Below are 15447 nucleotides of genomic sequence, written 5' to 3' on the forward strand. Positions count from 1 at the left end.
TCAGGGGTAAAGCGGGACGGTCAGATTGTAGTTGATGACCGCTTCCCGCCACCATTGCTGTGCTAGCCCGTCATGGCCGTTGCGCCAGGCAATATAGGCAACATCTTTCTGTCGGCACGACACCACCTTTTTCTCAATCAGATCGCCGGCGTCTATCCAGGGATGGGCAATATGTCGCGGCAGGAACCCGCAGCCTAACCCGGCTCGCAATAGAGTAACTTTGGAATGAAAATCATCGACGCGGATCTGCGCCTGTTCATCAATAAGATTAGAATTGATGGGGCGGCACAGGCGTGCGCTGTCACTGACCACGACGGCACGATGTTTGATCATTTGTTCCACGGTTATCGGTTCCTGCTCCTGCGCCAGCGGATGTACCGGAGAGACCACAAAGGCGTTGTCGAGCATACCAAGCATATGCCATGACCAGGCGGCAGAAGTCGGGGGATCGTTTATTGCCCCCAGAATGATATCTGCACCGTTGTGCGTCAGTTCCTCCCACGCGCCGGCCAGCGTATGGTGGCTGAAATTAAGGCGGGTCTGTTTATTCAGGGCATAGAATTCTTCAATGATAGGTATCAGTGCGTCGAATGGAAAAGAGTCATCCAGCGCGATTAACAGCTCTTTTTCCCATCCCGAATTGACCTGCACGGCCTGTTTTTCCAGATCGCGCGCGGCGCTGAGTAATACGCGCCCCTTTTCCAGCATCATCCTACCCGTGTCGGTAAACTTTGCGCGGTGTCCTGAACGATCGAGAAGTGTAATATCGAGTTCGCTTTCAAGCTTTTGCACCATATAGCTGAGCGCGGCAGGGGTTTTATAAAGCGACTCCGCAGCAGCAGCAAAACTGCCGTGTCGGTCGATCGCGTCAAGGATTTGTAAAACGTCCAGATTAATACGCATAACGTTAATTATTTCCCGAATAAAATCTTTCCTGTTTTAACAAAAACCATGGCAACTATGCTAGTAAAGAAATTTCATAAATCAATAGTTTGCGTGCTAATTTTCGATAACTTGTTCATTTAATAACATAATATTTACCGTCATCGAACCATAAATTTTCTTTAATAACTCGTTAAAAATTTCCGGCTATACTCATCATGCATTCTGATTCAGTATCCACCTGTCATTTAGCCCTAAAATTTCTACTTAACTCATTGCTTAAGAAGGTGTTTTTATGTCTATTCGGGAACTGATCGATCCATCCAACTCCACCCTCATTTTTATCGACCATCAACCGCAAATGTCCTTCGGCGTGGCGAATATCGATCGTCAGACGTTGAAAAATAACACCGTTGCATTGGCAAAAGCCGGTAAAATTTTTAACGTCCCAACCATCTATACCTCAGTTGAAACCAAAAGCTTCAGTGGCTATATCTGGCCGGAACTGCTGGCGGTTCATCCGGAAATTAAACCGATTGAACGCACCTCCATGAACTCCTGGGAAGATGAAGCTTTCGTGAAGGCGGTAAAAGCCACCGGACGTAAAAAGCTGATTATTTCTGCCCTGTGGACTGAGGTTTGTCTGACCTTCCCGGCATTAATGGCGCTGGAAGAAGGTTTTGAAGTTTATGTGGTTACCGATACGTCTGGCGGTACTTCGGTTGATGCGCACGAACGTTCCATCGATCGTATGGTTCAGGCGGGCGCCGTTCCGGTAACCTGGCAGCAAGTGCTGCTGGAGTACCAGCGTGACTGGTCACGTAAAGAAACTTACGACGCGGTGATGGATCTGGTTCGTGAGCACAGCGGCGCCTATGGTATGGGCGTGGATTATGCTTACACCCTGGTTCACGGCGCGCCGGAACGCAAAGCGTAATGACGACGACGGGGGGCGAAACGCTTCCCGTCAGAATGCGACAGCAAGGAAAACCGTCATGACGCAAAAACATGTAACGCTGGTGATTACGCATGCGCTGCGTCCGGAAGATGCGGACCAGTATGAAGCCTGGCTCGGCAAAATCATGCCCGTTGCCGCAGAGTATCCCGGCCATCTTGGCGCTAACGTTATTCGCCCGGCGGACGGGCAGGGTGCCTGGAATATCATCATTCGCTTCGATACCCTGGAGCACCTCTACGCCTGGACGCAGTCCGAAACGCGCAAACAGCTGGTGGATGAAATTACCCCCCTGTTAGCCGAAGGCGATCACACGGAAGTCCGAACCGAAGCGGCGTTCTGGTTTACGCCACCGTCACCGCACGTGCGTCAGCCAAAACAGTGGAAACAATTTCTCATCACGCTGCTGGTGATCTTTCCCAGCACCAACCTGGTGCCGTGGATAACCGGCGCGCTTTTCCCCGCCCTGCAGGGCTCCTTGCTGCTTCATTTCATTAACGATGCCTGTGTGGTTGCGCTGGTTGTCTGGCTCTGGATGCCCATCGTGACCCGACTATTCGCCGGATGGCTTAAAAAAGCCTGATCCGGTTTGAGGAGAGTGACATGTCACAAAAAGCCACACTGATCCTGAATCAGGGTCGAATTCACACGCTCGATCGTCAGCATCCGCTGGCGGAAGCGGTGGCGATTGCCAACGGTAAAATTCTGGCAACAGGCAGCAACGATCAAATTATGTCCTACGCGGGCGAAGGCACGCAGATTGTCGATCTGAAAGGGCATACGGTGATCCCGGGGCTGAATGACTCGCACCTGCACCTGATTCGTGGCGGCCTGAACTACAACCTTGAGCTGCGCTGGGAAGGTGTGCCGTCGCTGGCAGACGCATTGAGAATGCTGAAAGATCAGGCCGATCGCACGCCGTCGCCGCAGTGGGTGCGCGTGGTGGGCGGCTGGAGCGAATTCCAGTTTGCCGAACGCCGCATGCCAACCATTGAAGAGCTGAATGAAGCCGCGCCGGATACGCCGGTGTTTGTGCTGCATCTGTACGATCGCGCGCTGCTCAACCGCGCGGCGCTGAAAGCCGTGGGTTACACCAAAGAGACGCCAAACCCGGCGGGCGGCGAAATCGTGCGTGATAATAACGGCAACCCAACCGGGATGCTAATCGCCAAACCCAATGCGATGATCCTCTACTCAACGCTGGCGAAAGGGCCAAAACTGCCGCTGGAGATGCAGGTTAACTCGACTCGCCAGTTCATGCGCGAGCTGAACCGCCTTGGGCTGACCAGCGCCATTGATGCCGGCGGCGGCTTCCAGAACTACCCGGAAGATTACGAAATCATCGAAGAACTGCACGCTAAAGAGCAGATGACGATTCGTATCGCCTATAACTTGTTCACGCAGCGGCCGAAACAGGAGCTGGAAGATTTCGAGCGCTGGACGGATATGCTGAAACCGGGCCAGGGCACCGATTTCTATCGTGCCAACGGCGCAGGCGAGATGCTGGTATTCTCGGCGGCGGATTTCGAAGACTTCCTCCAGCCGCGTCCGGACCTGCCGGAAGGGATGGAAGATGAACTGGAGCGCGTGGTGCGTCACCTGGTAGAGCACCGCTGGCCGTTCCGCCTGCACGCCACCTATGACGAATCGATCAGCCGTATGCTGGATGTGTTCGAAAAAGTGAACCGCGACATTCCGTTTAACGGCCTGCACTGGTTCTTTGACCACGCAGAAACCATCACTGAACGTAATATCGAACGTGTTAAAGCGCTGGGCGGCGGGATTGCAGTACAGCACCGTATGGCCTTCCAGGGTGAATACTTCATTGAGCGTTACGGCAAAGAAGCGGTGAAACATACCCCGCCGGTTGCCAAAATGCTGGCTGCTGATGTGCCTGTCGGCCTGGGTACGGATGCCACCCGCGTGGCAAGCTACAACCCGTGGACCGCGCTTTACTGGCTGGTTTCTGGCCGCACGGTTGGTGGTATGGCGATGTATGACGATGAAAACCGTCTGCCGCGCGATGTGGCGCTGGAACTGTGGACCGCAGGCAGCGCGTGGTTCTCCAGTGAGCAGGGTAAAAAAGGCCGCATCGAGAAAGATCAGCTTGCCGACCTGGTGGTGCTGTCGAAAGACTACTTCAGCGTGCCGGAAGAAGAGATCAAGGGTATTGAATCGGTGATGACTATCGTGGATGGCAAAGTGGTGTATGCCGCCGGTCACTTCACGCCGCTGGCGCCGCCAGCGATTCCGGTAGTACCTGACTGGTCACCGGTGGTGAAAGTGCCGGGCCATTATCGCTCTGCGCCGCCGGTTGCCGGAAAAATGGGCGCCGTGGTGCAGATGCACCAGTGCTGCGGTAGCTGCGGCGTACACGGCCATCAGCATGATATCGCGCGTAAGTCGTCGATTCCTGTCTCCGATGAACAGGCATTCTGGGGCGTGTTGGGCTGTTCCTGCTTCGCGTTCTGATGCCACTGCTAGCCGGATGGGGCCACCCATCCGGTTTTATGTTGTTCCCTTCTTAAAATCCTTTCTCTTTACAAAGATTATTAGCGTAAATGCAACCATTTGTGTCAATCTGCATCTATCCGTGATGGCTTAAGGTGGAAACATGGACGAGCTGGTAATCCTTGGCTGTATCGTACTGTTCTTTGCGCTGGTGGTGGTACCCATCCTGGCGATTGTCGCCATAAATCGTACTTCTGCCATGCGCTATGAGATTTCGCTGCTTCGCCGTCGGCTCGAGGAGCTGGAGCAACGCGGTGCTCATGATGCGCCGGAGCCAAAACCGGTTGCGGCAGTTGAACCGGTGATTCCCGTCGAGCCCGTTCAACCCGCGCCCGCCAATCCCTGGCAGCCCACGGAAAAACACGAACCGGTATCACCGCCCGAGCGCGCGACATCGTCGGCATTTGGCGGCGTATTCACGTCATTATTACGCTGGTTTATGCAGGGTAACCCACTGGCTAAACTGGGTGTTCTGCTGCTGTTTCTTGGGCTCTCTTTCCTGTTGCGCTATACGGTCGAGCATGCGCTGTTTCCGCTGGAGCTGCGTCTTGTGGCGACTGCGCTTTGTGCGGTGGTGCTGCTGGCTATCGGCTGGCGATTGCGGCATAAACAGCGCGTCTATGCGTTGATCCTGCAGGGCGGCGCAACGGGCGTGCTTTATCTCACCGTTTTCGGCGCATTTCGCCTGTGGCAAATGTTGCCGATAACGCTGGCCTTTGCGCTGCTGGTGCTGATTTGCGCGGCAAGCGTTGGCCTGGCGGTGCTGCAAAATGCCCTGAGCCTGGCGATGCTGGCGAGCCTCGGCGGCTACCTTGCGCCAGTGCTGCTCTCAACGGGAAGCGGCAACTACATTGCGCTGTTCTCTTTCTACCTGCTTCTGTCCATTGGCATTCTGGCGATTAGCGCGCGACAACACTGGCGCGAGCTGAATCTATTAGGACTGCTTTTTACCTTTGGCGTGGGCGGATTGTGGGGCATGAATGATTATCGCCCTGAATACTGGCTTAACTGCCAGCTGTTCCTTATCGCCAATATCCTGATTTTCGGCGTCCTGAGCGTACTGATCTCCTGGCGATCGCAGGAAAAAGGCAAGCGTGTGGTTGACGGCGTGTTGCTCTTCGCACCGCCGCTGATTGGTTTTGGCATGCAGTATGTCATGACCCAACACATGACGTATGGCCCGGCAATCAGCGCGCTGGGCTACGGCGCGTTTTATCTGGCGCTGGCGTGGCTGGTTTTGCGTCGATTCCCGTCGGCGGAACGTACCCTGGTGCTGGCTGCGCTGGCGCTGGGCGGCGCTTTCACTACGCTCGCCATTCCGCTGGCCCTTTCCGCGCGCTGGACAGCGATGGCCTGGGCGCTGGAAGGTGTGGGTGTGCTGTGGCTGGGGATGCAACAGCAGCAGCGGCGCATGAGTTTTAGCGGCACTGCGCTATTACTGCTGGCGCTGGGCAGCGGCCTCTGGGCGCTGATGGACGAGACAACGCCGCTCTCTATCATGATGATTTTCGCCGTGCTTAGCCTTAGCTGGCTCGCTGCCGCCTGGTTGTGGCGCTCGGAAATACGACGTCTGAGCCTGGCGCTGTTAATCGGCGGCGTCGCATTCTGGGTGATTGCCCTCGCGGGCGCGTCACAGCTCATCACCCCCCAGAATACGACGACAGGATTCGTTGTGCTTTCCTTGATGGCGCTCTCGGCCTGGGTCTGGCGTTATATGCGCCAGCGTTTGGTATGGCGTGAACTCGGCTTTGCGCAGTGGCTGCTGTGGCCCGCTATGCTGTTGATGCTGTTTGAGCAAATTCATCAGCAGCAACTTTTCGCCGCAGGCTGGCACAACCTGGCGTGGGTAATTGCGCTGCCGTCTGCGCTCATGCTGCTTTATCGTGATGACAGTACGGTGCCTGCACGCCTTTCGCAGGGGCTGCATCTCGCGTTGTTATGGATGCTGATGCTCGCATTTGGGGCCGAACTGCTGTGGTTTGTGCAGTCGCTGCCGTGGGGAATGAGCGCCTGGCAAAGCGGCCTGCTGATGGCAGCGGGAGGTATTACCCTTTTGCTGATACACGCCGCGATTCGCCGGGCCTGGTGGCCGTTCTGCCGCTGGCCGGAAATGTATGGCGGCGTGGCGATTGCTCCCGTGGCGGCCCTGTTGCTTGGTTTGCTCGTACTGACCAACTTACAAAGCGGTGTGGTCTACCGTCAGCTTTATCTGCCGTTGATTAACCCTCTGGAAGAGGGGGCGGCTTTTGCACTGCTTGGGCTTTATGTTGCAGAGCGCTATGTTCGGCGTTATCTGCCGTCGGCATGGCGCGCGTCGGGGGCGTGGCTGCTCGCCGGGCTGGCTTTCTGGTGGCTGAACGGCATGCTGATGCGCGCACTGGCGTGGTATGGCGACGTTGCCTGGGATTTCAGCGCGCTCTGGCAGTCGCGGCTTATTCAAACCACCTTTGCGCTGTTCTGGATGCTGATAGCGCTCATCATTATGATTCGCGCAACGCGCAACGTCTCACGCAAAATGTGGCTGTGCGGTGCTGTGCTATTAGGCGTCGTTATTATCAAACTGATGCTGGTCGACAGCGCAGGCGGTGGCGGTCTGGCGCGCGCGGTGGCGTTTATTGGTGTGGCGATACTGGTATTGATTGTTGGTTATTTCTCGCCGTTGCCACCGAAAGCAGGAGAGCAAAAATGAAACGGATAAAAGCGATGGTGTGCAGCCTGCTTCTGGCGGGCAGTTCCTCTGCCTTTGCGGCGGAATCCCCGCGTGACTACGCTACGGGAATGACGCTGGAAACGTCTTCGTCATCACCGTGGTATCGCGTGGCGTTACCGCGTGAGGTCTATCAGCACAGCGCCTGGCCCGACTTGCGCGACGTTCGGGTATTTAATCAACAGGGCGAGCGCGTTCCCTTTACGTTAATGACGAAGTCAACGCCGCCTGCCGTAGCGGATTCGGTCGTCCTGCGCCTGTTTCCTTTAGCGGCCTCGCCAATCACCACGACGGATGCCCGTGCGCCGCAGACGATCCGCCTGAAGGCAGCCAATGGTGTGGAAATTAACCTTCAGGGCGATGAGGCAAAATCGGTGGGTCAGAGCTATTTACTGACCTTACCAGACAGCCGGGAAGCGTCGCTACACCTGACACAACTGCGGCTGGACTGGGCGGCGTCGAGCACAAGCTGGCAGGGTAACGCTTCGGTTTACGCCAGCCGGGATCTCAGCCACTGGCAGCGCGTTCAGGAAAATGCGCCGCTGATGGATCTTTCCCGTGACGGCGAACGGTTGAAGATGAACATAGTGGCTGCCGAATTGACGCTGTCGCCCAAAGGCAGACGTTACTTGCTGCTGGTTCTTGACCCACAAACGCCCATGCCGGAGTTAAAAGGCGTAATGGCCGTGGCGCAACCGCAAGAGCCGCTTACTGAGCGTATTCAGCTCCCGGCGGCGGTCGCCAAAGCCACATCAACCGAGGCCATCTGGCAATGGGATCAACCGCAACCGTTAAGCGCGCTTTCGATCACGCTGATGGAAGAAGGGGTTTTGCCAGTCGAGATCGCCTGGCGAAGCGATGAAAAAAGTGAATGGCGGTCACTGGCAAAAAGCGTGTTATATAACGTCAACGATCAAGCGCAGCAGGCGTTTCCGCTCTCTGCCAATGTTGTCGAGGCCATTCGTATTACCACGGTGGATGCCCATCTGCCGCAAACGCTGCCGAGGGTAAGCGGTGAGCGTGAGGTTAAAGTGCTGGTCTTTAATGCGCAGGGCAAGGGCCCCTATATGCTGGCCTGGGGAAATAAGGCGGCGGAAAACGTTGCATTGCGTCTGAACCAGTTAATTCCTGAATCGCTCCCGGCGAGCAAAAACATCGAGACGCTGCCCTGGGCGCAGCCGCTGGAGGCCGTCAAACTGGGCGGTGAAGCGCGATTGCAGGCGGTGAGTGCGGGTGAACAACAGAAATTGTGGGTCGCCATTGCGGTGTGGGCAGTGCTTATCGTCGGCGTGGGGGCGCTGCTGATGGTGGCGTGGCGAATCTGGCGAGAAGCCCGGCGCTAAAAACAAAAAGGCTCGCCTGCGCGAGCCATTTTTTTCGTCCGCCAATTACAGGCTGGAGACGTTTTCGGTCAGGTATTTGGCTACGCCGTCCGGGGACGCCGCCATACCTTCTTTCCCTTTTTCCCACTGCGCCGGGCACACTTCGCCGTGTTCTTCGTGGAACTGCAGCGCGTCAACCATACGCAGCATTTCGTCGATGTTACGGCCCAGCGGCAGGTCGTTAACCACCTGGTGGCGAACAACGCCCTTGGCGTCGATCAGGAAAGAACCACGCAGCGCTACGCCCGCGTCCGGGTGTTCGATGCCGTAGGCTTTCTGGATTTCGCGTTTGATGTCAGCAACCATCGCGTATTTCACCGCACCGATACCGCCTTTGTCGACCGGGGTGTTACGCCATGCGTTGTGAACGAATTCGGAGTCAAAGGAAACACCGACCACTTCTACACCGCGTTTCTGGAACTCTTCGTAGCGTTTATCGAACGCGATCAGTTCAGACGGGCAGACAAAGGTGAAGTCCATTGGCCAGAAGAACAGCACGGTGGCTTTGCCGTTGGTGTGCTGTTTGAAGTTAAAGTTTTCAACGATTTCGCCGTTACCGAGCACTGCCGCAGCGGTAAAGTCAGGAGCCTGACGAGTAACCAGAACCATGGGTTCTCCTTTGAGTGTAGAAAGTAAGTAGTACGCAACGTGGGCCAGTATAGAGAGTGAACCGCGATGACTCAAAGAGGCTACAGCAATCGATGTTTAAAGTTCTGCCTATTAATAGATAAATGTTTGACAGGTCAGGGTTAAAGCTCGCGGGCTTTAGCCTGTGTCATCATCTGCGGATAAAACTGCCAGAACTGTTTCTCCAGTTGCGCATAATGCTGGTTTAAATCGTGCCAGGAGTCACGCAAAGCGTCCAGTTTCGGACGTCGGCTGGCCATGCCGTTCAGCACGCGCTGAATAAATTCCATTTCGCGATAGCGCTCCAGCCAACGTTCTGACCAAAGGTAGTCATTCAGATTCACGAAGCGCGGTGGCGAGTCGGGCAGAATCAGCGACACCTGCTCATGGGCGTACGCGACGAACTCCGACAGCGCCATCTGCGGGGAAAGCTGCGACCAGTGACGCGAGAGAAAATGGTCCCACATCACATCAAGCGTGATAGGCGCAACGCGCCGCGTCTGCGGGCGGAACCACTCCAGGGCTTCCTTCACCTCGGGCAGATTATCGGTCAGCACGTCAATGCGCCGATGCATGTAAATCCCGTCGACCACGTCTGCCGGGTATCTGTTATCCGGATTGCCGCGCACAAAATCGGCCAGTAGATTGCCGGACAATGAGCTGTCAGCGAGGTACGCGAGATGCAGGTGAGCTAAAAAATTCATCGATTATTATCTATCCAGAGGGGGATAGGGTTGCAGGGAGAACGCCCCGGCACTAGACTACCCGCCTCATTATTAAGTCCAGAGTCTTAGAGTCATGCGCCTTGCCGATTTTTCCTTTGAATTACCTGAATCCCTGATTGCCCATTATCCACAGCCTGAGCGCAGCGGTTGCCGCTTGCTGTCGCTGGACGGGCCGACAGGCGCGCTGACGCACGGTACTTTCACCGATCTGCTCGATAAGCTCAACCCTGGCGATCTTCTGGTCTTTAATAATACCCGCGTCATTCCTGCGCGTCTGTTCGGTCGCAAGGCCAGCGGCGGCAAGATTGAAGTGCTGGTTGAGCGTATGCTCGATGATAATCGTATTCTGGCACATATTCGCGCCTCTAAAGCACCGAAGCCGGGTGCGGAGCTGCTGCTGGGCGATGACGAAAGCATCAATGCGACCATGGTCGCACGTCATGACGCGTTATTTGAAGTGCAGTTTAACGATGAGCGCCCGGTATTAGATATTCTTAACAGTATCGGCCACATGCCGCTACCGCCGTACATCGATCGCCCGGATGAAGACGCCGACCGCGAACTTTATCAAACTGTTTACAGCAGCCGTCCTGGCGCTGTCGCGGCGCCCACGGCTGGCCTGCACTTTGATAACCCTCTGCTGGCGAAGCTGCGTGAGAAAGGCATTGATATGGCGTTTGTGACCCTGCACGTGGGCGCAGGCACTTTCCAGCCGGTACGCGTTGAAAGCATTGAAGAACACACCATGCACTCTGAGTATGCGGAAGTGCCGCAGGATGTGGTTGATGCGGTGCTGGCGGCGAAAGCGCGCGGTAACCGTGTGATTGCGGTCGGTACTACCTCTGTGCGTTCGCTGGAAAGCGCGGCGCAGGCGGCGAAAAACGACCTGATTGAACCGTTCTTCGGCGATACGCAAATCTTTATCTATCCGGGCTATCAGTACAAAGTGATTGATGCGCTGGTGACCAACTTCCACCTGCCGGAATCGACGCTGATTATGCTGGTTTCCGCGTTTGCAGGTTATAAAAACACCATGCACGCCTATCGTGAAGCCGTAAAAGCGGAATATCGCTTTTTTAGTTACGGTGACGCGATGTTTATCACGTACAATCCGCAGGCCATTAACGAACGTCCCTGACAGGGGCGTGTTTTTCCCCCTCTCCCTCAGGGAGAGGGCCGGGGTGAGGGTGAACCTCACTTCGCAACATTAACCATCAGACTGTCTCTCTGATGCAGGAGAATAGCGTGAAATTTGAACTGGACACCACCGACGGACGCGCACGCCGTGGCCGCCTGGTCTTCGATCGTGGCGTAGTGGAAACGCCTGCCTTTATGCCCGTCGGTACCTACGGCACCGTAAAAGGCATGACGCCGGAAGAAGTTGAAGCCACCGGCGCACAGATTATCCTCGGCAACACCTTCCACCTGTGGCTGCGCCCGGGTCAGGAAATCATGAAACTGCACGGCGATCTGCATGACTTCATGCAGTGGAAAGGCCCGATCCTCACCGACTCCGGCGGCTTCCAGGTCTTCAGCCTTGGCGATATCCGTAAGATAACCGAACAGGGCGTACACTTCCGTAACCCGATCAACGGCGATCCTATCTTCCTCGATCCGGAAAAATCGATGGAGATTCAGTACGATCTCGGTTCAGATATCGTGATGATCTTCGACGAATGTACGCCGTATCCGGCGGACTGGGACTATGCTAAACGCTCCATGGAGATGTCTCTGCGCTGGGCCAGGCGTAGCCGCGAGCGTTTTGATGGCCTCGGCAATAAAAATGCGCTTTTTGGCATCATTCAGGGTAGCGTTTACGAAGATTTACGAGATATCTCCGTTAAAGGTCTGGTAGATATCGGTTTTGATGGCTACGCTGTCGGCGGCCTGGCAGTAGGTGAACCGAAAGCAGACATGCATCGCATCCTGGAGCACGTCTGCCCGCAAATTCCTGCTGACAAACCGCGTTACCTGATGGGCGTCGGTAAACCAGAGGATCTGGTTGAAGGTGTGCGTCGCGGTATCGATATGTTTGACTGCGTTATGCCAACGCGTAACGCGCGCAATGGTCATCTGTTCGTGACCGATGGCGTGGTGAAAATCCGTAATGCGAAGCATAAGAGCGATACCAGTCCACTCGACGCTGAGTGTGATTGCTATACGTGTCGCAATTATTCACGTGCGTACTTGCATCATTTAGACCGTTGCAACGAAATACTGGGCGCACGTCTCAACACGATTCATAACCTTCGCTACTATCAGCGTTTAATGGCTGGTTTACGCAAGGCTATCGAAGAGGGTAAATTAGAGAGCTTCGTGACCGATTTTTACCAACGTCAGGGGCGCGAAGTTCCAGCTTTGAACGTTGATTAATATTAATAATGAGGGAATTTTAATGAGCTTTTTTATTTCTGATGCGATAGCAGCACCGGGTGGCGCAGCACAGGGCAGCCCGATGTCTCTGATTCTGATGCTGGTAGTGTTTGGTCTGATTTTCTACTTCATGATCCTGCGCCCACAGCAGAAACGCACCAAAGAGCACAAAAAGCTGATGGACTCCATCGCGAAAGGCGATGAAGTGCTGACAAACGGTGGTCTGGTTGGTCGCGTAACCAAAGTAGCGGAATCTGGATACATTGCTATCGCGCTGAACGACACCACTGAAGTGGTTATCAAACGTGACTTCGTAGCTGCCGTTCTGCCGAAAGGCACCATGAAGGCGCTGTAATTTACTGTTTTCCCAAAGGGAACTGCCGTGTTAAACCGTTATCCTTTGTGGAAGTACATCATGCTGGTCGTCGTGATTATCGTCGGCCTGCTTTACGCACTTCCCAACCTGTATGGTGAGGATCCGGCTGTTCAGATCACTGGTGCGCGCGGAGCCGCCGCCAGTGAGCAAACGCTGATCCAGGTCCAGAATACTTTACAACAAGAAAAAATCACCGCTAAGTCTGTGGCACTGGAAGAGGGCGCTATTCTTGCGCGCTTCGACTCCACCGACGTCCAGCTGCGTGCTCGTGAAGCGCTGCTGAGCGTGCTGGGTGATAAATACGTCGTGGCGCTAAACCTTGCTCCTGCAACCCCGCGCTGGCTGGCGATGATCAAAGCCGAGCCGATGAAGCTGGGTCTTGACCTGCGTGGTGGTGTTCACTTCCTGATGGAAGTGGATATGGACACGGCGCTCGGTAAGCTTCAGGAACAAAATATCGACAGTCTGCGCAGTGACCTGCGCGAGAAAAACATTCCGTATTCCAATATTCGTAAGTCAGATAACTATGGTCTGACGATTCTGTTCCGCGACAGCGCGGCACGCGATCAGGCGAATACCTGGCTGAGCTCCCGTCACCGCGACCTGGTTATCACTAATCAGGGCAGCAACCAGCTGCGTGCAGTCATGAGCGATGCGCGTCTGAGCGAAGCGCGTGAATATGCGGTACAGCAGAACATCAACATTCTGCGTAACCGTGTTAACCAACTGGGCGTAGCTGAGCCTGTGGTACAGCGTCAGGGTGCGGACCGCATCGTCGTTGAACTGCCGGGTATTCAGGATACCGCGCGTGCGAAAGAAATTCTGGGTGCTACCGCGACCCTGGAATTCCGTCTGGTGAACACCAATGTTGACCAGTCCGCTGCTGCATCTGGCCGTGTGCCGGGCGACTCTGAAGTGAAACAGACCCGTGAAGGTCAGCCAGTTGTGCTGTACAAACGCGTGATTCTGACCGGTGACCATATCACCGATTCCACTTCCAGCCAGGACGAATACAACCAGCCGCAGGTTAACATCTCGCTGGATAGCGCAGGTGGTAACACCATGTCTAACTTCACGAAGGATAACATCGGTAAACCGATGGCGACCCTGTTCGTGGAGTACAAAGACAGCGGTAAGAAAGATGCGAACGGGCGTTCTGTACTGGTGAAACAGGAAGAGGTGATTAACATCGCCAACATCCAGTCTCGCCTGGGGAACAGCTTCCGTATCACCGGTATCAACAACCCGAACGAAGCGCGTCAGCTCTCTCTGCTGCTGCGTGCCGGTGCGCTGATTGCGCCGATTCAGATTGTTGAAGAACGTACTATCGGCCCAACTTTGGGTATGCAGAACATCAAACAGGGCCTGGAAGCATGTCTGGCAGGTCTGGCCGTTTCTATCCTGTTCATGATTTTCTTCTACAAGAAATTTGGTCTGATCGCGACCAGCGCGCTGATTGCTAACCTGGTACTGATCGTCGGTATCATGTCACTGCTGCCAGGGGCCACGCTGAGTATGCCGGGTATTGCGGGTATCGTACTAACCCTTGCGGTGGCGGTCGACGCCAACGTACTGATCAACGAACGTATCAAAGAAGAGTTGAGCAACGGGCGTTCGGTGCAGCAGGCAATCAACGAAGGTTATGCGGGCGCATTCAGTTCCATCTTTGATGCGAACATCACCACGCTGATTAAAGTTCTGATCCTGTATGCAGTCGGCACCGGGGCAATCAAAGGCTTTGCTATTACCACCGGTATCGGTGTGGCAACGTCGATGTTTACCGCAATTGTCGGTACGCGTGCCATCGTAAACCTGTTGTATGGCGGCAAACGCATCAACAAGCTGTCAATCTGAGGAGTGCGTTGTGGCACAGGAATATACTGTTGAACAATTGAACCACGGCCGTAAAGTCTATGACTTTATGCGCTGGGATTACTGGGCTTTCGGCATCTCTGGCCTGCTGTTGGTGGCTGCCATCGTCATTATGGGCGTGCGCGGCTTCAACTGGGGGCTCGATTTCACCGGTGGTACGGTAATCGAAATTACGCTGGAAAAACCGGCTGAAATTGATGTGATGCGTGAAGCGCTGCAGAAGGCGGGCTTTGAAGAGCCGCAGTTGCAGAACTTTGGTAGCAGCCACGACATCATGGTCCGCATGCCGCCAACTGAAGGCGAAAATGGCGGTCAGGTGCTGGGGAGCCAGGTTCTGAAGGTGATTAACGAATCCACCAGTCAGAATGCGGCAGTGAAACGCATCGAGTTCGTTGGGCCGAGCGTGGGTGCAGACCTTGCGCAAACCGGTGCAATGGCGCTGATCGTGGCGCTGATCTCTATCCTCGTTTACGTCGGTTTCCGCTTCGAGTGGCGACTGGCGGCGGGTGTGGTTATCTCACTGGCGCACGACGTTATCATTACGCTGGGGATACTCTCGTTATTCCATATCGAGATTGACCTGACTATCGTGGCATCGTTGATGTCGGTTATCGGTTACTCGTTGAACGATAGCATCGTGGTATCTGACCGTATTCGTGAGAACTTCCGCAAGATTCGTCGCGGGACGCCTTACGAAATCTTTAACGTGTCACTGACCCAAACGCTGCACCGTACGTTGATCACCTCCGGTACGACGTTAGTGGTCATTCTGATGCTGTACCTCTTCGGTGGTCCGGTACTGGAAGGCTTCTCACTGACCATGCTGATTGGTGTGTCTATCGGTACCGCGTCTTCTATCTATGTTGCGTCTGCACTGGCGCTGAAACTGGGTATGAAGCGCGAGCATATGCTGCAGCAGAAAGTCGAGAAAGAAGGGGCGGATCAACCGTCAATTCTGCCGTAAGACGACTTTCTCGTCAGAATCGGAATCCCGGTCGCAAGGCCGGGATTTTTTTATTACAGTCTCGCCAATATTG

13 protein-coding genes are annotated in these 15447 nt (G+C 55.0%); 10 read left to right on the forward strand and 3 right to left on the reverse strand.

From position 1 onward, the window contains the following. On the reverse strand, positions 1-903 hold the full coding sequence (locus tag NMC31_RS11570) for a LysR family transcriptional regulator (RefSeq protein ID WP_253898001.1): 903 nt from the start codon (positions 901-903) through the stop codon (positions 1-3). A gap of 274 nt (positions 904-1177) precedes the next feature. Between NMC31_RS11570 and NMC31_RS11575 the strand changes: the two genes are divergently transcribed. The 5 genes from NMC31_RS11575 (at position 1178) to NMC31_RS11595 (ending at position 8398) form a co-directional block, all read left to right on the forward strand. Next, the gene (locus NMC31_RS11575) at positions 1178-1819 is read left to right on the forward strand and encodes a hydrolase (RefSeq protein WP_015965623.1); all 642 of its coding nucleotides are present in this window, start codon (positions 1178-1180) and stop codon (positions 1817-1819) included. A gap of 58 nt (positions 1820-1877) precedes the next feature. Continuing rightward, entirely contained in the window at positions 1878-2420 is a 543-nt protein-coding gene (locus NMC31_RS11580) for an antibiotic biosynthesis monooxygenase (protein ID WP_108474800.1), read from the forward strand. 20 nt (positions 2421-2440) lie between these two features. Continuing rightward, positions 2441-4309 (forward strand): amidohydrolase, encoded by a 1869-nt coding sequence (locus tag NMC31_RS11585; protein ID WP_149462160.1) that lies wholly within the window; start codon positions 2441-2443, stop codon positions 4307-4309. A 142-nt stretch (positions 4310-4451) separates the two neighbouring features. Beyond that, positions 4452-7037: a DUF2339 domain-containing protein gene (locus NMC31_RS11590; protein WP_253898002.1), complete on the forward strand. Its 2586-nt coding sequence runs from the start codon at positions 4452-4454 to the stop codon at positions 7035-7037. Continuing rightward, complete coding sequence (locus NMC31_RS11595; RefSeq protein WP_253898003.1) at positions 7034-8398, forward strand: DUF3999 domain-containing protein; 1365 nt, start codon at positions 7034-7036, stop codon at positions 8396-8398. The genes NMC31_RS11590 and NMC31_RS11595 overlap by 4 nt, the downstream gene beginning before the upstream one ends. 45 nt (positions 8399-8443) lie before the next feature. Here the strand turns inward: NMC31_RS11595 and NMC31_RS11600 are convergent, their stop codons facing one another. Together NMC31_RS11600 and acpH are read right to left on the reverse strand one after the other, a co-directional pair. Continuing rightward, complete coding sequence (locus NMC31_RS11600; protein WP_253898004.1) at positions 8444-9046, reverse strand: peroxiredoxin; 603 nt, start codon at positions 9044-9046, stop codon at positions 8444-8446. Positions 9047-9186: 140 nt separating this feature from the next. Next, the gene (gene acpH / locus NMC31_RS11605) at positions 9187-9768 is read right to left on the reverse strand and encodes an ACP phosphodiesterase (RefSeq protein ID WP_253898005.1); all 582 of its coding nucleotides are present in this window, start codon (positions 9766-9768) and stop codon (positions 9187-9189) included. A 94-nt stretch (positions 9769-9862) separates the two neighbouring features. Here acpH and queA point away from each other — a divergent pair, with 94 nt between their 5' ends. The 5 genes from queA (at position 9863) to secF (ending at position 15374) form a co-directional block, all read left to right on the forward strand. Then, positions 9863-10927 (forward strand): tRNA preQ1(34) S-adenosylmethionine ribosyltransferase-isomerase QueA, encoded by a 1065-nt coding sequence (gene queA, locus NMC31_RS11610; protein WP_253898006.1) that lies wholly within the window; start codon positions 9863-9865, stop codon positions 10925-10927. 107 nt (positions 10928-11034) lie between these two features. Continuing rightward, positions 11035-12162, forward strand: a complete 1128-nt coding sequence (gene tgt / locus NMC31_RS11615) for a tRNA guanosine(34) transglycosylase Tgt (RefSeq protein WP_149462155.1) — start codon at positions 11035-11037, stop codon at positions 12160-12162. 22 nt (positions 12163-12184) lie between these two features. Beyond that, positions 12185-12517 carry a preprotein translocase subunit YajC gene (yajC, locus tag NMC31_RS11620; protein ID WP_108474808.1) on the forward strand — a complete coding sequence of 111 codons (333 nt, stop codon included), beginning with the start codon at positions 12185-12187 and terminating at the stop codon, positions 12515-12517. Positions 12518-12544: 27 nt separating this feature from the next. Beyond that, positions 12545-14392, forward strand: coding sequence for a protein translocase subunit SecD (gene secD, locus NMC31_RS11625; RefSeq protein WP_149462154.1), 1848 nt, complete (start codon positions 12545-12547; stop codon positions 14390-14392). Between the two features lie 10 nt (positions 14393-14402). Then, positions 14403-15374, forward strand: coding sequence for a protein translocase subunit SecF (gene secF / locus NMC31_RS11630; protein WP_113858774.1), 972 nt, complete (start codon positions 14403-14405; stop codon positions 15372-15374). Positions 15375-15447 lie beyond the last annotated feature (73 nt).

The organism is Pseudocitrobacter vendiensis, from assembly GCF_943590815.1.
In the GTDB taxonomy this organism is placed as follows: Bacteria; Pseudomonadota; Gammaproteobacteria; order Enterobacterales; family Enterobacteriaceae; genus Pseudocitrobacter; species Pseudocitrobacter vendiensis.